The 15,877-nt window shown below is 65.3% G+C and carries 16 protein-coding genes and 1 other RNA gene; 9 read left to right on the top strand and 8 right to left on the bottom strand.

The genetic code is table 11. The features are described 5' to 3' along the window. Window positions 1-68 precede the first annotated feature (68 nt). The 3 genes from hemN to EDE12_RS17930 all read left to right on the top strand — a co-directional run bounded on the left by hemN (window position 69) and on the right by EDE12_RS17930 (window position 2,973). Window positions 69-1,415, top strand: coding sequence for an oxygen-independent coproporphyrinogen III oxidase (gene hemN / locus EDE12_RS17940; protein ID WP_026599342.1), 1,347 nt, complete (start codon window positions 69-71; stop codon window positions 1,413-1,415). Window positions 1,416-1,697: 282 nt separating this feature from the next. Beyond that, window positions 1,698-2,438 (top strand): ATP-binding protein, encoded by a 741-nt coding sequence (locus tag EDE12_RS17935; RefSeq protein WP_024880954.1) that lies wholly within the window; start codon window positions 1,698-1,700, stop codon window positions 2,436-2,438. Between the two features lie 43 nt (window positions 2,439-2,481). Further along, window positions 2,482-2,973: a polymer-forming cytoskeletal protein gene (locus EDE12_RS17930; protein ID WP_024880955.1), complete on the top strand. Its 492-nt coding sequence runs from the start codon at window positions 2,482-2,484 to the stop codon at window positions 2,971-2,973. Window positions 2,974-3,006: 33 nt separating this feature from the next. Here EDE12_RS17930 and EDE12_RS17925 read toward each other — a convergent pair whose 3' ends face one another. The 3 genes from EDE12_RS17925 to EDE12_RS17915 all read right to left on the bottom strand — a co-directional run bounded on the left by EDE12_RS17925 (window position 3,007) and on the right by EDE12_RS17915 (window position 5,871). After that, complete coding sequence (locus EDE12_RS17925; protein WP_026599344.1) at window positions 3,007-4,515, bottom strand: acyl-CoA synthetase; 1,509 nt, start codon at window positions 4,513-4,515, stop codon at window positions 3,007-3,009. 110 nt (window positions 4,516-4,625) lie between these two features. Then, complete coding sequence (locus EDE12_RS17920; protein ID WP_083967402.1) at window positions 4,626-5,567, bottom strand: ribose-phosphate pyrophosphokinase; 942 nt, start codon at window positions 5,565-5,567, stop codon at window positions 4,626-4,628. 91 nt (window positions 5,568-5,658) lie between these two features. Further along, entirely contained in the window at window positions 5,659-5,871 is a 213-nt protein-coding gene (locus EDE12_RS17915) for a hypothetical protein (protein WP_024880958.1), read from the bottom strand. A 134-nt stretch (window positions 5,872-6,005) separates the two neighbouring features. Here EDE12_RS17915 and EDE12_RS17910 point away from each other — a divergent pair, with 134 nt between their 5' ends. The 3 genes from EDE12_RS17910 to EDE12_RS17900 all read left to right on the top strand — a co-directional run bounded on the left by EDE12_RS17910 (window position 6,006) and on the right by EDE12_RS17900 (window position 8,818). Further along, window positions 6,006-6,719, top strand: a complete 714-nt coding sequence (locus EDE12_RS17910) for a GNAT family protein (RefSeq protein ID WP_026599345.1) — start codon at window positions 6,006-6,008, stop codon at window positions 6,717-6,719. A 138-nt stretch (window positions 6,720-6,857) separates the two neighbouring features. Further along, the gene (mnmA, locus tag EDE12_RS17905; protein WP_036291160.1) at window positions 6,858-8,078 is read left to right on the top strand and encodes a tRNA 2-thiouridine(34) synthase MnmA; all 1,221 of its coding nucleotides are present in this window, start codon (window positions 6,858-6,860) and stop codon (window positions 8,076-8,078) included. Then, window positions 8,078-8,818, top strand: coding sequence for a class I SAM-dependent methyltransferase (locus EDE12_RS17900; RefSeq protein WP_026599346.1), 741 nt, complete (start codon window positions 8,078-8,080; stop codon window positions 8,816-8,818). Before mnmA ends, EDE12_RS17900 begins: the two co-directional genes overlap by 1 nt. Before the next feature lie 4 nt (window positions 8,819-8,822). Here EDE12_RS17900 and EDE12_RS17895 read toward each other — a convergent pair whose 3' ends face one another. Both EDE12_RS17895 and EDE12_RS17890 read right to left on the bottom strand, forming a co-directional pair. Beyond that, a complete protein-coding gene (locus tag EDE12_RS17895; protein ID WP_024880962.1) occupies window positions 8,823-9,140 on the bottom strand; it encodes a helix-turn-helix transcriptional regulator in 318 nt (105 codons plus the stop codon). Continuing rightward, window positions 9,134-9,424 (bottom strand): type II toxin-antitoxin system RelE/ParE family toxin, encoded by a 291-nt coding sequence (locus EDE12_RS17890; RefSeq protein ID WP_083967405.1) that lies wholly within the window; start codon window positions 9,422-9,424, stop codon window positions 9,134-9,136. Before EDE12_RS17890 ends, EDE12_RS17895 begins: the two co-directional genes overlap by 7 nt. Before the next feature lie 157 nt (window positions 9,425-9,581). Between EDE12_RS17890 and ssrS the strand changes: the two genes are divergently transcribed. From ssrS to EDE12_RS17875, 3 genes are all read left to right on the top strand, one after another. Then, window positions 9,582-9,737: non-coding RNA, 6S RNA (gene ssrS / locus EDE12_RS17885), on the top strand. Between the two features lie 30 nt (window positions 9,738-9,767). Next, a complete protein-coding gene (locus EDE12_RS17880; RefSeq protein ID WP_026599347.1) occupies window positions 9,768-10,358 on the top strand; it encodes a 5-formyltetrahydrofolate cyclo-ligase in 591 nt (196 codons plus the stop codon). Window positions 10,359-10,473: 115 nt separating this feature from the next. Further along, window positions 10,474-13,413, top strand: a complete 2,940-nt coding sequence (locus tag EDE12_RS17875; protein WP_026599348.1) for a bifunctional [glutamine synthetase] adenylyltransferase/[glutamine synthetase]-adenylyl-L-tyrosine phosphorylase — start codon at window positions 10,474-10,476, stop codon at window positions 13,411-13,413. Between the two features lie 18 nt (window positions 13,414-13,431). Here the strand turns inward: EDE12_RS17875 and EDE12_RS17870 are convergent, their stop codons facing one another. The 3 genes from EDE12_RS17870 to EDE12_RS17860 all read right to left on the bottom strand — a co-directional run bounded on the left by EDE12_RS17870 (window position 13,432) and on the right by EDE12_RS17860 (window position 15,755). Beyond that, window positions 13,432-13,815 (bottom strand): hypothetical protein, encoded by a 384-nt coding sequence (locus EDE12_RS17870; RefSeq protein ID WP_026599349.1) that lies wholly within the window; start codon window positions 13,813-13,815, stop codon window positions 13,432-13,434. A 33-nt stretch (window positions 13,816-13,848) separates the two neighbouring features. Further along, window positions 13,849-14,343 (bottom strand): hypothetical protein, encoded by a 495-nt coding sequence (locus EDE12_RS17865; protein WP_134188206.1) that lies wholly within the window; start codon window positions 14,341-14,343, stop codon window positions 13,849-13,851. 101 nt (window positions 14,344-14,444) lie between these two features. Then, on the bottom strand, window positions 14,445-15,755 hold the full coding sequence (locus tag EDE12_RS17860) for an MFS transporter (RefSeq protein WP_026599351.1): 1,311 nt from the start codon (window positions 15,753-15,755) through the stop codon (window positions 14,445-14,447). Window positions 15,756-15,877: the final 122 nt, after the last annotated feature.

Genomic DNA, 15,877 nt, shown 5'->3' with positions numbered 1-15,877 from the left:
GCCCCAAAGGACTAATCTCGAGCAAAAGGCCGGGGTTCGCGGCCTTCCTCCACACTGGAGCCGGCAAGATGACCAGCGCCTCTCTCGCTCTCGCCGAACGTTCGGCGCCGCGTTACACGAGCTATCCCACCGCCCCGCATTTCTCGGCGGACATCGGGCCGGATCAGGCTGCGCGCTGGCTCGCCGAACTCTCGCCTTCGACCAATCTGTCGCTCTATCTGCATGTGCCCTTCTGCCCGGCGATCTGCACCTATTGCGGCTGCCATACCAAGGCGCTGCGTCAGGACGCGCCGCTCACCTCCTATAAGGAGACGCTGCTGCGCGAGATCGAGCTGGTCGCGGCCTCGACGCCGGCGCGCCATGTGCGCTCGATCCATTGGGGCGGCGGCACGCCGAGCATGCTCGGTCCCTCGCGCTTTCGCGAGGTGGCGCATGTGCTCGGCGAGCAGTTCGACATCGCCCGCGACGTCGAGCATGCGATCGAGCTCGATCCACGTCTCGTGGACGCCGCGCTCGCCGACGCGCTGGTCGCGTCGGGCGTCAATCGCGTCTCGCTCGGCGTGCAGGATTTCAACAGCCATGTGCAGAAAGCCGCCGGCCGCGAGCAGCCCTATGAGGTGGTGGAGCGCTGCGTCACGCTGCTGCGCGCCGCCGGCATCGAGGCGATCAATTTCGATCTGATGTACGGCCTGCCGGAGCAGAGCGTCGATGATGTGATCCGCACCGCCAAGCTCGCCGTGGGCCTCTCGCCGAGCCGCCTCGCCGTTTTCGGCTATGCGCATGTGCCTTGGTTCGCCGTGCATCAAAAGCTGATCGATCAGGCCGCGCTCGCCGGCGCCAACGAGCGCCTCGCGCAGGCGGAGGCGGTGCGCGCGACGCTGGAGGCCGAAGGCTTCGAGACCATCGGCCTCGATCATTTCGCGCGGCCGCAGGACACGATGGCGCAGGCCGCGCGCGAAGGCCGATTGCACCGCAATTTCCAAGGCTACACGACCGACGCGGCCGATGCGCTCATCGGCCTCGGCGTGTCCTCCATCGGCCGGCTGCCGCAGGGCTATGTGGGCAATATCGGCGACACCGGCAATTGGCGCCGCTCCGTCGAGGCGGAGCGCCTGCCCATCTCGCGCGGTCTCGCCTTCACCGCGGAAGACAAAGCGCGCGGCGCCGTGATCGAACGACTGATGTGTGATTTCTCAGTGGATTTCGGCGCGGTCGCCGCGGCGCATGATTTTCGCGAGGACGCTTTCGACGACGCAGTGCCGCGCCTTTCGACGCTAATCGACGAAGGCCTCGTCGCGCTCGATGGTCGCCGCCTCGCCATCGCGCCGCGCGGTCGTCCTTTCGCGCGTCTCGCCGCCGCCGCCTTCGACGCCTATCTCGAAGCGAAGGTCGCGCGGCACTCTGTCGCTGTGTAGGGCGCGCACCGATCGACCAACCAAAAAATGCCTCCACGCGATGCATGCGACGCATCGACTCGTCGCCATCGCGTGTGTTATTTCGGATATGTTTCTTATCCCCGGCTCAATTTCGTTCGGCCCTGGGCCGGCATTGACAAAGCGACCGTAACCTCGAATTGTCTCAATATGAAATAAGTACTATCGCCTAGGCGATTCTCACAGCTTTCGTCTCACAGCGTCGCGTGCCGTCACGAGTCCGCACGAGACGCGTAGCGTTTATCATTCCGAGGAATCAGCATAATGCTCGCATCGCCGCTCGTTCTGGTCGGAGCCGACAAGGGCGGAGTCGGCAAGACGACGGTGACGCGGCTGCTGATCGATTTCCTGCAGCTGGCGAACCGCGCGGTGCGAGTCTACGACACGCAATCGCCGACCGGCGCGCTGAAGCGCTTCTATCCCGATATCGCGCAGATCATCGACATTCGCGACGTGCGCCATCAGGCGCGTCTCGTCGAGAGCCTCACCGAGCACAGCGCTGTCACCATCGTCGACATAAAGGCGGGGCAGCTCACGCGCACGCTGCGCTTCATGGAGGATGTCGGCCTGCTCGACGCCGCGTCGCGCGGCGAGGCGCGTGTGATGGTGCTGCATCTCATCGGCGCCTCGGTCGCCTCGCTCTCCGAGCTCGAGGAGGTCGAACCCTTCAAGACCAAATGCGAGTATCGCATCGTCAAGAACTTCATCAACGCCTCCAACTTTTTTCAAGAGAACGCCCACTTCTCCGAACGCTATCTCGGCGAGAGCGATACGAGCCGCGAGATCATCGTGCCGCGTCTCGATCCGCTCGCCTATGAGGCGGTGGAGCTTACCGGGCTGCCATTTTCCTCTTTCGTGTTCGACGAGCCTGCGCGCAACGCCGAAAATCGTCCGCGCTCCTTCGTCCTGCGCGGCTATGTGCGCACATGGCTCGAACGTTCATGGACCAATTTCGAGGCCGCGGGGCTGCGCAGCTATGTCGCTCCCGTTTCCGAGAAAATCTAATTCCAAGAAGCCGGTAAACGGCGCAACAAAGGAGACCACCGTGATGAAAGACTTCCGACCTGAAGAAAAGAATGTCGTCTATATCGGAGAAGGCGTGACGCTGACGGGTTCCGTCAAAGCGCAGGACACGATCGTCGTCGACGGCGCCGTCGATGGCGAGATCTCTTGCAGCCAGCTGATCGTCGGCCCGTCGGGCGTCGTCAATGGCGCGATCTCCGTCTCCGACGCGGACATCTATGGCCGCATCGGCACGGATATCACCATCAAGCAGCTGCTGATCGTGCGCTCCACCGGCCGCGTCGAAGGCAAGTGGATCTATGGCGAGATCGAGGTCGAGAAGGGCGGCGTGCTGTTCGGCACGGCGGAATCGACCGAGATCCGTTCCGAGCGCAAGCCCGTGAACGCGAAGGAAGAAAAGGCCTCCTTCAAGAGCTTCGAGAAGCCCGCGCTGGTCGCCTCCAATGACGCCGACGCCGAAGCCGCGCCCGTCACCAGCATCTCGTCCCGCGCGCTGCGCGATCGCCGCAAGGCCTGACGTTCCGAGCCGCGAGGCTCGGGACAGAAAGGCTCAGGGCAGAGCTGCGCGCAAGAGCTTGCCATTGCGATTGCGCGGCAGCGCCTCCAGAAAAACGATCTGTCGCGGCCGCTTATAGGCCGCGAGATGATCCGCGCAATGGGCGAGGATATCCTCCTCGCCCAGCGTCGCGCCATCGCGCAAAATCACATAGGCTTTGATGATCGTCTGATCGTCGCGGCCCGGACGCTCCGCGACAGCGGCGTCGGCGACGAGCGGATGCGCCAGCAGGCATTTCTCCACTTCGGCCGGCGAGACGCGATAGCCGAGGGCGTTCATCACCTCATCGGCGCGGCCGTGGTGCCACATATAGCCATCGGCGTCGAACTCGACGAGATCGCCGGAGACGAACCAGTCGCCGCGAAAGGCTTCCCTTTCTTCATCGGGCCGGTTCCAATAGCGCAACATCAGGCCCGGCTCGTCGCGACGCACGGCGAGCACGCCGGTCTCGCCGAGGCCGAGCGGCTCTGTTCCCTCCTCGCGCGGCAGAGCGGCGACGAAGCGCCCCGGCTGCGGGCGGCCCGGCGAGCCCGGCCGCACCGGAACGCTCGGCGCGCTGGAAATGAAGGTCGAAATCTCGCTCATGCCGAAGGCCTCGTAGAGCTCGGTCTTGGCGCGCGCGCGCCATTCCTCTAGCAGGCTCGGCGACAGAGCGGCGCCGGCGGTGAGGCCATGCCGCAGGCTCGAGAGATCATGCGTCTCCAGCGCCGCATATTTGAGAATCTGGCGATAGACGCCAGGCACGGCGGCGAAGATGGTCGCGCGATGGCGCGCAATGAGCCGCGGCCAGACTTGCGGATCGGGGCGGCCATTGTAGAGCACCGCCGCGGCGCCATTGGCGAGCGGATCGACCACGCCGACGCCGAGCGTGTAGGTCCAATTCATCGCGCCGGCATGCAGCATCACATCGGCGGCCGTGAGGCCCTGCCAATGCGAATACATGGGGCGCCGCGCCCAGGCGGCGCGATGCGCATGCAGCACGCCCTTGGGCCGGCTCGTCGTGCCAGACGTGTAGACGAGATAGGCGGGATCGTCGGCCGCCGTGTCGGCGTATTCGTCCAGCGGCGCGCCTTTCGTCAACCGCGCGAGATCCTCGCCGCGCAAGACGAAGACGCCGGCGCGCGAATGCGCCTCGCCCTCGAAATCGCGGCCGAGCACCAGCGCGGTCGCGCCGCAATCTTCCAGCAGGAAGGAGGCCTCCTCGAAAGTGAGCTGCGAGGAGGCGAGCAGCGCGACATAGCCGGCGGCGATGGCGGCAAAATAGGAGAGGACCGCGCCGGCCTCATTGCCCATGCGGATCATCACCCGCGCGCCGGGCGAAAGGCCGAGATCGCGAAAGCCGGCGGCGAGCGCGCGCACGTCACGATCGAGCGCGCCATAGGTCCAGCTCGTCTCGCTCTCGTCGCCGACAATGACGATCGCTGTCTTGTCGGGATGAACGCGCGCGTGATCGGCGATGCAATAGCGGGCGAGATTGAAGCGTGCGGGAACAGGCTCGATCATGTGCTCACAAACTCTCGACGCGGCGCGCGCTCTCTCGTCCACTCGCGGGAACAGACGGCCCTCGCGTCAGCGAGGGCTTTCGCTTTGATCGCGCCCTGCGGCGCGCGCCATCAATCGAACAGGCTCGACACGCTCTCCTCGCGCGCCGTGCGGGCGATGGCCTCGCCGATCAGAGGACCGATCGGGATGAAGCGGATGTTGCGCGCTCCCTGCACGGCGGGCGTCGCCGCGATCGTGTCGGTCAGCACCAGCTCTTTCAGCTTGGAGGCGGCGACGCGCTCGGCCGCCGCGCCGGACAGCACGCCATGGGTGATATAGGCGGAGACCGAGGTCGCGCCCTGCGCCAGCAGCGCCTCGGCGGCGTTGCACAGAGTGCCGCCCGAATCGACGATATCGTCGACGAGAATGCAATTGCGGCCGGAGACGTCGCCGATGATGTTCATCACCTCCGATTCGCCGGCGCGCTCGCGGCGCTTGTCGACGATGGCCAGCGGCGCGTCGATGCGCTTGGCGAGCGCGCGGGCGCGCACCACGCCGCCCGTATCCGGCGAGACCACCATCGCATTGGGCACCTTGGCGTGCGATTTGATATCCGCCACCATGACCGGCGCCGCGAAGAGATTGTCGGTCGGAATGTCGAAGAAGCCCTGAATCTGCCCGGCGTGGAGATCGACGGTCAGCACGCGGTCGGCGCCCGCTCGGGTGATGAGATTAGCCACGAGCTTGGCCGAGATCGGCGTGCGCGACGTGCCTTTGCGGTCCTGCCGCGCATAGCCGAAATAGGGAATGACCGCGGTGATGCGGCGCGCCGACGCGCGGCGCAGCGCGTCGATCATGATGAGCAGCTCCATCAGATGATCGTTCGAAGGCGCGGAGGTCGACTGGACGACGAAAGTGTCCTGCCCGCGCACATTCTCCTGAATCTCGACGAAGACCTCCATATCGGCGAAGCGCCGCACCTGCGCCCGACACAAAGGCACGCCGACATAGGCTGCGATCGTCTCGGCGAGCGCGCGATTAGAGTTGCCTGCGAGAATTTTCATCGCCGCCATCGAAACGCCTCGACCCTCACCAGTGACACGGCGGCCTCTTAGCAGCGATGCGGCCGTCGGACAATACGGCAGCAATATGACACTGCTCTCGTCACGCCTCGCCGCGGCGGCAGACGATCTTGAGATATTCCTCTCCCTCGCGCGGCGCGAGCGTCGTGCGGGCGATCGTCGCCTGCCCGAGGAGGCCGCATTGCGCCTGGCTCGCCACCCTCGGCCCCCGGACGACGTCTATCGCCGTCTCCGGGCGGCAGTCGCTCGGCGAGACCTGTAGCGAGCAGACGAGGATCATCACGGAATAGAGCATGCGCTTTCTCCCCCGCTGGAGGTCAAATCCTCGGGCCGGTCGAAACCTCTCTGACGACGAAGCTAGGGCATGTTCCATGCCACTGCGATGAGATAAAAGCGGCAGAGCCGCCTTCTTTCGACCCTGAGACAAAAATGTCACAACCGCAGCCTCCGGCCCCGCTCTCGGCGCCTTTCGTCGCTCCCACGCGAACGCGCCTCTCCGGCCGGCTCACCAATCTCGTCCCGCTCGCAGCGGCCCATGCCGACGATCTCTATGCGGCGACGCACGAGCAGCCCCGCGCCGAGGATCGCGAGGCGCTGTGGCGCTATCTCTTCATCGGCCCCTTCCCCGACCGCGCCGCCTTCCGCGCCGCCGTCGAGAAAATGGAGGCCGCGACCGATGCGGTCTGGTTCGCCGTGCTCGACGGCGACGGCCGCGCTGTAGGCTTCCAGTCCTATATGAACATCGAGCCGGCCAATCGCGCCGTCGAAGTGGGCGGCGTGCTCTATTCCCCGGCTCTGCAGCGCAGCGCCGGGGCGACCGAGGCGCAATATTTATTCGCAGCCCACGCCTTCGAGACGCTCGGCTGCCGCCGCTATGTCTGGAAATGCGACAACGCCAATGAGAAATCCAAGGCGGCGGCGCTGCGGCTCGGCTTTTCCTCGGAAGGGCTCTTCCGCCAGCATATGATCGTCAAGGGCCGCAATCGCGACACCGCCTGGTTTTCCATGCTGGACAGCGAATGGCCGGCGCGCCGAGCCGCCTTCGAGGCATTCCTCGATCCCGGCAATTTCGACGCCTTCGGCCGCCAGAAAACGCCGCTTTCGGCCTTGAACGGGCAGGCCCGCGCGGCAGATAGGGACTGACGGCGCCGCGACCGAGCCCGGCTCGGACGGATTGCCTCGCCGAACGGATGATGGTTTACAATGAATTGCGAGACGTTGGCGCGGATTTGAAGCTTCCGCCGGCGGTTCTCGCGCAACGCTCTTCGGACGGTCTAAACAATGACGACGGCCGGCGCCAGCCTACTCAACAGCCTCGATCTGCCCAAGCCGCCGGGCGAGACGCGGGTCGTCGTGGCCATGTCCGGCGGCGTCGACTCCAGCGTCGTCGCCGCTCTGCTGCGCGAGGAAGGCTATGACGTCGTGGGCGTCACGCTGCAACTCTACGACCATGGCGAGGCCACGCATCGCAAGGGCGCCTGCTGCGCCGGCCAGGACATCCAAGACGCCCGCCAGGTGGCGGCGCGGCTCGGCATTCCGCATTACGTGCTCGACTATGAGAGCCGCTTCCGCGAGACCGTCATCGACACTTTCGCGCAGAGCTACGCCAGCGGCGAGACGCCGGTTCCCTGCGTCGCCTGCAATCAATTCGTGAAATTCGTCGATCTCTTCGAGACCGCCAAGGATCTCGGCGCCGACGCTCTCGCCACCGGCCATTACATCGCCTCGCGCGAGGACGGCTTCGGCGGCCGCGCGCTCTATCGCGCCTTCGACGCCTCCCGCGATCAGAGCTATTTCCTCTTCGCCACGACGCGCGCGCAGCTCGACATGCTGCGCTTTCCGCTCGGCGAATACGCCAAATCCGAGGTGCGCGAGCTGGCCCGCCGTTTCGGTCTCGACATCGCCGAGAAGCCGGACAGCCAGGACATCTGCTTCGTCCCCAGCGGCCATTACACCGATCTCGTCGAGCGCCTGTCGCCCGGCGCCGCCGTGCCGGGCGACATCGTCCATGTGGACGGGCGCGTGCTCGGGCGCCATGCCGGGGTCATCCATTACACCATCGGCCAGCGGCGCGGCCTCGGCCTCGGCGCCGCCGTCTCCGGCCGCGCGGCCGAGCCGCTCTTCGTTGTGCGGCTCGACGCCGCCAAGGCGCAGGTCGTCGTCGGCCCGCGCGAGGCGCTGGAGACCCGCCGCGTCGCCCTGCGCGACGTGAATTGGATCGGCCCGGGCGATCTTTCCGATCTGCCGGCCGAGGGCCTGCCGATTTCCGCGCGCGTGCGCTCCACCCGTCCGCCGACGCCGGCGCTGCTGCGGCCGCTGCCGGGCGGCGGGGCGGAGGTCGTGTTCGAAACCGGCGAGTTCGGCGTCTCGCCGGGCCAGGCTTGCGTCTTCTATGAGCGCGACGACACGCGCGGCCGTGTGCTCGGCGGCGGCTTCATCGCGCACGCCGAAGTGGAGCCCCCCGCGCCAGAGCCGGCGCTCGAGCTCGATCGGAGTGCGTGATGAGCGATGCGCGTGGCGTTTCCGGCTTCAATTTCTTCGAGCACGGCCTCGATCGCCAGGCGATAGAGGCCGCCTACGCCCGCTGGGCGCCCGTCTATGATCTCGTCTTCTCCCATATGCTCGGCCCCGGCCGGCGCGCCGTGGCGACGATCGCCTCGCGCGCCGATGGGCGCATATTGGACGTCGGGGTCGGCACCGGCCTCGAGCTGCCCATGTTCCGCGACAAGGCGCGGGTCGTCGGCGTCGATCTCTCCGAGCCTATGCTGCAACGCGCCTCCGCCCGCGTCGCCCGCGAGGGGCTGAAGAACATCGCCGGCCTCGCCCGCATGGACGCGAGCCGCCTCGCCTTCTGCGACGCCAGCTTCGCCTGCGTGGTGGCGCCCTATCTGCTGACCGTTGTGCCCGACCCGGAGGAGACTCTGGACGAGTTCGCCCGCGTGCTGCGGCCGGGCGGCGAGATCGTGCTGGTCAATCATGTCAGCTCGCCGGATTGGCCGATGTCGGCGCTGGAGGAGTTCATCGGCGAGAGCTTTTCCGTGACACTCGGCTGGCGCCCGCAATTTCCGTGGTCGATCATCGGCGACTGGATCGACTCCCGCACCGACATGCGCCTCACCGAGCGCCGCGTGCTGCCGCCCTTCGGCCTGTTCACGCTGACGCGCATCGAACGCCTCGCCCGCTGGGGCGAGCACTCGCGCCGGCCCCATGACGAGCATCGTCGGCCGTTCGAGCACGCGTGAGCGGTCACACCAATTCGAAGCGCAAGCGCCGGCCGACGACCTTCGCCGCACGCACCAGAGTATCGAGCGTGGCGCTATCGTTCTTCGGATCGAGCAGCCGATCGATCTGAGCGCGGCTCGTCTCCATCATCTCGGCCATCCGCGCTTTGGTGATTCCTTTCTTCTTCATTTCGGCGGCGAGTTGCGCGGCGATCACCTCCTTGATCGCTGCGGCCGTGACTTCCTCGCGAATGCCCTGCTCGTCCAGCCAGCTGTCGAAAGTCGAGCCGAGGTGAGGATTTTCTCCGACGCCCGGCGCAGGGTTTTGCTTTTTCGTCACCATGATGCGACCTTTTTCAGCCTCTGGCGCGCGAGCGTCAGCTCATCCGCCGGCGTGCGTTGCGTCTTCTCGATGAATGCATGGAGCGCGATCAGCGCGCCCTCGTGAAAGCCGAAGAAGACGCGCGCCTCTCGCTTGCTCGGCAAGGACGACCGGACCTCCCACAAGCCGCCGCTCAACGCTCGGCACAAGGGCAGGCCCATCGGCCAGCCGAACTGGACCTTCATCATGTCGCGCCCGACGGCGCGACGATCGTCGAGCGGCAATTCATTCAGCCATTCCCGCACTGGCTCTCGGCCCGCGAGAGTCCGCCAGAAGCGGAGGGGAATGGCCTCGAGAGCCTCGGTCATAGAATTAGGGCAATGTATCAAAAAAGATACCAGCCCACAAGCATCGCCACGTCGGCCTCTGGCGTTCTCGCCCGCGTGGGATTACATTGCTCTCGCGGCGCTGCGGGGTGCGTGACGGACTTTAATTCCCCGGGGCCTTATCGATCTCTAAGGGAGCTGTCCCTGGCCTTGCCCGTGGGCTCGGTCACTACGGCGCCCACCTACGTTGTAGGTTCCCGGGATCGATGTCCCACGGCTCACGCGGCCCGCGCTATTGCATCTCGGACGATTAAACGCCCCAATGACCGTCGACGCCAAGACCGAACTGCGCCGGCGGACGCTCTCCCGCCGCGATCTCGTCTCTCATGAGGAGGCGCACGCCGCCTCGCTCGAAGTCGCCGAGCGCGCGCTGGCGCTGGTGCGTCGATTCGCGCCACGCGGGGCCGAGACCGGCGAGGTGGTCTCCGTCTATTGGCCGATCCGCAGCGAGCTGAACACGCGCCCTCTGCTGGAGATTCTGGCGGCGGAGAAAATCGCCACGGCGCTGCCGGTGATGACGGCGGTGAAGCGCCCGCTGATCTTCCGCGCCTTTGCGCCCGGCGACGATCTGGTGAAAGGTCCCTTCGGCCTCTCCGAGCCGGCCGAGACGCAGCCCTCCTTCGATCCCGACATCGTCTTCTCGCCGCTCGCCGCCTTCGACCGCAAGGGCTATCGGCTGGGCTATGGCGGCGGCATTTATGACGCGACGCTCTCTCAGCTACGTGCCAAGAAGCGCATCGTCGCCGTCGGCGTCGCCTACGCCTGCCAGGAGACCGATTCCGTGCCGACCGAGCCGCACGATCAGAAGCTGGATTTTCTGCTGACCGAGCGAGAGCTGATCGAATTTTCGTGACGCGCGTTTGCGTCGCCGCGTTCGGCCGAATCTCGCCGCGCGCTTCCTTCTCCCGCAGGAGGGAGAAGGAAGCGCGCAATTCTGAGAGGCGTCGCTGCGCAGGCAACGGACGAAAATGACGCAGACGAATTCCCGCTCGCTCCTCTCCCGCGCCCTCCGCGTCATCGAGCCGATCGACCATGCGCAAGCCGAGGCCGCGCTCGCGCGCGTAATGGAGCGCGACGCCGATGGCGCGCTCGCCGCAGTTATCGCTGGGCCGGGAAATGCGCGCCCTCTGCTCGAAGGCGTCCTCGGCGCTTCGCCCTATCTTGCCGATCTCTCCGCGCGTGATCCCGCCCGGCTCGCGCGCCTGCTCACCGACGATCCAGACGCCAGCCTCGCCCAGCTCGTGGAGGCCACGCGCAACGCCGCCAAAGGCGTCACGGATGAAGCCGAGCTGATGCGCGCATTGCGGCGCGCCAAGCAGGAGGGCGCGCTGCTGGTCGCGCTCGCCGATCTTTCCAAAGTCTGGGACACGATGCAGGCGACCGATGCGCTCACGCGCCTCGCCGACGCCGCGCTTTCCGCTTCCATCGCCTTCACGCTGCGCGAGGCCGCCGCCGCCGGCAAGCTCGAGCTCTATGATCAACGCATGCCGGAGCGCGGCTGCGGCTGGATATTCCTCGCCATGGGCAAGGAAGGCGCCTATGAGCTCAACTACTCTTCCGACATAGACATCATCGTGCTCTTCGATCGCACCCGCGCGCGCGTCGCGCAGCCGAGCGAGGATGTCGATCTCTTCGTCAAAATGACGAAGCGAATCGTGCGCATTCTCTCGGAGATCACGCCCGACGGCTATGTGTTCCGCGTCGATCTGCGGCTGCGCCCCGATCCCGGCGCCACGCCCATCGCCATACCGCTCGAGGCCGCCTTCTCTTACTACGAAAGCATGGGCCAGAATTGGGAGCGCGCCGCCTTCATCAAGGCGCGCGCGGCGGCCGGCGACATTCCCGCCGGCGAGGCTTTCTTGAAAGAGCTTTCGCCCTTCGTCTGGCGCAAGAATTTCGATTTCGCCGCCATCGCCGACGTGCATTCGATCAAACGGCAGATTCACGCTTTCAAAGGCCATGGCGAGATCGCCGCGCTGGGGCATGATCTCAAGCTCGGCCGCGGCGGCATTCGCGAGATCGAGTTTTTCGCGCAGACGCAGCAGCTCATCACCGGCGGACGCAATCCCGCGCTGCGCGGCCGCGCGACATTGGAGACGCTGGACGCGCTCCTCGCCAATGGCTGGATCGAGCCGCGCGTGCGCGACGAGCTGCGCGAGGCTTACGTCTTTCTGCGCGATATCGAGCATCGCATTCAAATGGTCGCCGACAAGCAGACGCATATTCTGCCGCGCGACGAGAAAGAGGCGCTGCGCATCGCGCGCATGGCCGGCTTCGCCACGCTCGAGGATTTCACGCGGGCTCTGGTCGCGCATCTCGAGACGGTGCAGGGCCATTATTCGCAACTCTTCGAGAGCGCGCCGCAGCTTTCCTCACAAACGGGCAATCTCGTCTTCACCGGCGGCGAGGACGATCCCGGCACGCTGGAGACATTGTCGCGTCTCGGCTTCGCGCATCCCAAGACAGTGACGGAGACGATACGCGGCTGGCATTTCGGCCGCTACGCCGCGACGCGCTCCACCAAGGCGCGCGAGCGCCTGACCGAGCTGACGCCGGCGCTGCTGGAGGCGCTCGCCGCGACGGAGAACGCCGATCGGGCCTTTCTCGCTTTCGACAAATTGCTCGCCGGGCTTCCGGCCGGCGTGCAATTGTTTTCCGTGCTCCTCGCCAATCCGACGCTGCTGTCTTTGCTGACGGCGATCACCGGCGCCGCGCCCAAGCTCGCCGCGACCATCTCACGGCGCCCGCGCGTGCTCGACGCCGTGCTGGAGCCGGCCTTTTTCGAGCATCTGCCCGATGAATCGGAACTCGCCGCCGCGCTCGCGCGCAGCCTCGCCGAGACGCGCTCCTATGAGGAGGCGCTCGACGCCGCGCGCGTCTTCGGACAGGAGCAGAAGTTTCTCATCGGCGTGCGCGTCTTGACCGGCGCGCTCTCTGTGGCGGAGGCCGGCCTCGCCTATGCGCGGCTCGCCGAACGCCTCATCGCCGCTCTGCTGCCGCGCGTCGAGGCGGAGCTCGCGCGTGCGCATGGACGCATCGAAGGCGGCCGCGCTTGCGTGGTCGCGCTGGGCAAGCTCGGCGGACGCGAGATGACCGCCGCTTCCGATCTCGATCTCATGCTGCTCTATGACGCCGATCCGCATGCGGAATCGGATGGCGAGCGGCCGCTCGCTGCGCCGGCCTATTATGCGCGGCTGACGCAGCGGCTCATCTCCGCGCTATCCGCGCCAATGGCGCAGGGCCTGCTCTATGAGGTCGATTTTCGCCTGCGGCCTTCCGGCAGCAAAGGGCCGCTGGCGGTGAGCCTGAAGGCCTTCGAGGATTATCACGCGCATGAGGCGTGGAGCTGGGAGCATATGGCGCTGACGCGCGCGCGCGTCGTCGCCGGAGCGAGTGATTTCGCGACGATCGTGGAAGAGGCGATAAGCGCCGCGCTGACGCGTCCGCGCGACATCGAAAAGCTGCGCCAGGATGTCGCCGACATGCGCGCCCGTCTCGAGCGCGACAAGCCGGCGAAGAGCCTTTGGGATTTGAAGCAGGCGCCGGGCGGGCTGATCGATGTGGAGTTCATCGCGCAATATTTGCAGCTTCGCCATGCGCGCGCGCATCCGGCGTGCCTCTCGACGATGACATCGACGGCGCTGGAGCGTCTTTCCGATCTCTCCCTATTGGACCCGAACGATGCGGCGGCATTGATCGAAGCCTCGCGCCTCTATCAGAGCCTCACGCAATTGCTGCGGCTCTCGATCGACGCTGATTTCGATCCCGCGCATGCGCCGCGCGGCCTCGTCGAGCTGCTGCTGCGCGGCGGCGAGGCGGTGGATATCGCCCATCTCGAGGCGCAGATCGTGGAGACGCAGCGCGCGACGCGGGCGATTTTCACGCGCATCATCGGCGTGGTCTCCTGAATGGTCCTGGCGATCAGGTCAACCGTAGAGAAGCGTAATGGCGTCCTCGGAAATCAAAATGGCGCGATTGCTGTCGATCAATGCGATAGAGCCCGAAAGAACGCCGGCGTCGAACAATGACCCGAAGCTCTGGAAATCGACCATCAGCGTGTCCGCCTTCGCGGAGTCGGCCATAATGTAAAGCCTTTCTTCGATATGATCGATGGCGTCGCCGATTGACTTCAAAGGTAATTTGGCGCAGCAAAACACCTCGTATCGAGGATGGTTGAGTCCGCCGAGCAATTTTCTTCTATTCTTTGGCTCGGCCAAGGCGTCGCGCCATCGACGCTTTCTGCTGTCGACGATAAAGCTTCCCACAAATTCATCTTCGAAGATCGCATTGCGCGTATCGACTCTATCCATTTTCGATTTCCGTAATGCCGGATCTCCCGGCTCTTAAGGCTTAAAAGGCTTTTGCCCCATCGCCGATCGCCCCATGATCAGACCTATATTGTTTTCGTCGACATGCACGTCATCGTCTACGACGAAGCCGCGAGAGGAAAGCTCGAAATCCAGAAGCTCCCGGAGATTCTGGATCGGCACGATCGGCCCGCGCCCAGACTCGTCCGGACAAAGGCAAGCATAATTGTTCAAATCGCCGCCGAAGCTGCTCCTCTCGAGCTCGTCGAAATCGGCGAAGACCAGGACGTCGGTCGGCCTTCCTTCATAAATTTTTTCCGCATAGGCTATCGACGGCCATAACGACAAAAGCTTTCGGTCGAGATAGTCGTAAAGTATGTAACAGCCGTCTTCCAACGCGCACCAAGCTCCGCCATTGTCTGCGATTCTCCTCACGGAATATCGCAGAACATCCTCGGGCCTCGCCGCTCGTATCGAGGCGATCTCGTCCTCGCTCGGACGCCAGTCCTTCCCTTGTCGTTCTTCAGTCAAACGGAGCCCCTGGCCGGTCGAAATTGATCACGAGAATATCTTCTCGATAGTAGATCGCTCGCGGATTTTGGCCAATCTCGACGCGGGGAGTTTTTTCGGCCTCACCGATCGACGAGCCGCGACGGAATGGCGATGATGACGAGCATCGCGCTCATGGCCATGAACAGAGCCAGCGCATAGAGCCCGTAATCGGCGCGCTGGGTCTGATCCTTGATGAAGCCGACCATATAGGGGCTGACGAAGCCCGCGAGATTTCCCACCGAATTGATGAGCGCTATGCCGCCCGCCGCGGCGACGCCGCGCAGAAAGGCGGTCGGGCAGCTCCAGAACAATGGCAGCGCCGTCATCGTGCCGGCGCTCGCGACAGTGAGCGCGATCAGCGCCGTCGCCGTGTCGGCGGCGAAGAGCCCGCTGGCGACGAGGCCGACGGCGCCCAATGCGCAAGGCAGAGCGAGATGCCAGCGGCGCTCGCGATATTTGTCGGCGCTGATTCCGCCCAAGAGCATGGCGACGCTGGCGACGGCGTAGGGCGCGGCCGACAAGAGGCCGATGTCGAGCGGCCGGCTGACGCCCGTCGCCTGAACCAAAGTCGGCAACCAGAAACCGACGCCATAAAGCCCCATCACAATTCCGAAATAGACGAGACATAAAACCCAGACCTTGGCGTCGCGCATCGCATCGCGGAAGGAATGGGACGCATGGGCGACGTGATCGGCGGCGAGATTATCGGCGAGCAGCCTCTTCTCGCGGTCCGACAGCCAGCCGGCTTTTTCGATATTGTCCTCGAGCGCGAAAAAGACGATCGCGCCGACGACAATGGACGGCAGCCCTTCGATGAGGAACATCCAGCGCCACCCCGAAAGCCCGTGAACGCCGTCGAGATTCTGCAATATCCAGCCCGAGAGCGGGCCGCCGACGACGCCGGCGAGCGGCACCGCCAACATCAGCAGCGCGGTGATGCGGCCGCGGCGCGCGGCGGGAAACCAATAGGTGAGATAGAGGATCGCGCCGGGAAAGAAGCCGGCCTCGGCGACGCCGAGCAGAAAGCGCATGACGTAGAACATGAGCGGCGTCGAGACGAGCATGGTCGCCGCCGAGGCCAGCCCCCAGGTGACGAGTATGCGCGCGATCCAGCGCCGCGCGCCTACGCGATGCAGGATCAGATTGCTGGGAATCTCGAACAGGAAATAGCCGATGAAGAAGACGCCGGCGCCGAGCCCATAGACGCTCTCGCTGAATTTCAGATCGCCGACCATCTGCAGCTTGGCGAAGCCGACATTCACGCGATCGAGATAGGCGAGGATGTAGCAGAGAAAGAGCAGCGGCAGCACGCGCCGCGTGACCTTGGCGTAGACGCGCTGCTCGAGAGCGGCCGACGAAGCCTCGCCGTGGAGCGGCGGAACGAGAGTCATGACGATATTTCCCAAAGGCTCGAAGCGGCGACCGCTATCGTTAAAGCTTTCCCGACCGGAACCGGAAGAACCTCCCGGCCCGAGCGCGAGCGGCGTTGCGCGACCCTCGACCCTTGCAATAT

The organism is Methylosinus sp. sav-2, assembly GCF_004366495.1.
Taxonomy (GTDB): Bacteria; Pseudomonadota; Alphaproteobacteria; order Rhizobiales; family Beijerinckiaceae; genus Methylosinus.
This window is presented reverse-complemented; position numbering and strand designations above follow the sequence as displayed.

Excerpts from the sequence above, each read along its gene's own strand:
- EDE12_RS17880 (WP_026599347.1), top strand. The coding sequence starts at position 9,768 with ATGACCGTCGACGCCAAGACCGAACTGCGCCGGCGGACGCTCTCCCGC.
- hemN (WP_026599342.1), top strand. The coding sequence starts at position 69 with ATGACCAGCGCCTCTCTCGCTCTCGCCGAACGTTCGGCGCCGCGTTAC.
- EDE12_RS17860 (WP_026599351.1), bottom strand. The coding sequence starts at position 15,755 with ATGACTCTCGTTCCGCCGCTCCACGGCGAGGCTTCGTCGGCCGCTCTC.
- EDE12_RS17875 (WP_026599348.1), top strand. The coding sequence starts at position 10,474 with ATGACGCAGACGAATTCCCGCTCGCTCCTCTCCCGCGCCCTCCGCGTC.
- EDE12_RS17900 (WP_026599346.1), top strand. The coding sequence starts at position 8,078 with ATGAGCGATGCGCGTGGCGTTTCCGGCTTCAATTTCTTCGAGCACGGC.
- EDE12_RS17870 (WP_026599349.1), bottom strand. The coding sequence starts at position 13,815 with ATGGATAGAGTCGATACGCGCAATGCGATCTTCGAAGATGAATTTGTG.
- EDE12_RS17925 (WP_026599344.1), bottom strand. The coding sequence starts at position 4,515 with ATGATCGAGCCTGTTCCCGCACGCTTCAATCTCGCCCGCTATTGCATC.
- EDE12_RS17910 (WP_026599345.1), top strand. The coding sequence starts at position 6,006 with ATGTCACAACCGCAGCCTCCGGCCCCGCTCTCGGCGCCTTTCGTCGCT.
- EDE12_RS17935 (WP_024880954.1), top strand. The coding sequence starts at position 1,698 with ATGCTCGCATCGCCGCTCGTTCTGGTCGGAGCCGACAAGGGCGGAGTC.
- EDE12_RS17930 (WP_024880955.1), top strand. The coding sequence starts at position 2,482 with ATGAAAGACTTCCGACCTGAAGAAAAGAATGTCGTCTATATCGGAGAA.
- EDE12_RS17915 (WP_024880958.1), bottom strand. The coding sequence starts at position 5,871 with ATGCTCTATTCCGTGATGATCCTCGTCTGCTCGCTACAGGTCTCGCCG.
- mnmA (WP_036291160.1), top strand. The coding sequence starts at position 6,858 with ATGACGACGGCCGGCGCCAGCCTACTCAACAGCCTCGATCTGCCCAAG.
- EDE12_RS17920 (WP_083967402.1), bottom strand. The coding sequence starts at position 5,567 with ATGGCGGCGATGAAAATTCTCGCAGGCAACTCTAATCGCGCGCTCGCC.
- EDE12_RS17895 (WP_024880962.1), bottom strand. The coding sequence starts at position 9,140 with ATGGTGACGAAAAAGCAAAACCCTGCGCCGGGCGTCGGAGAAAATCCT.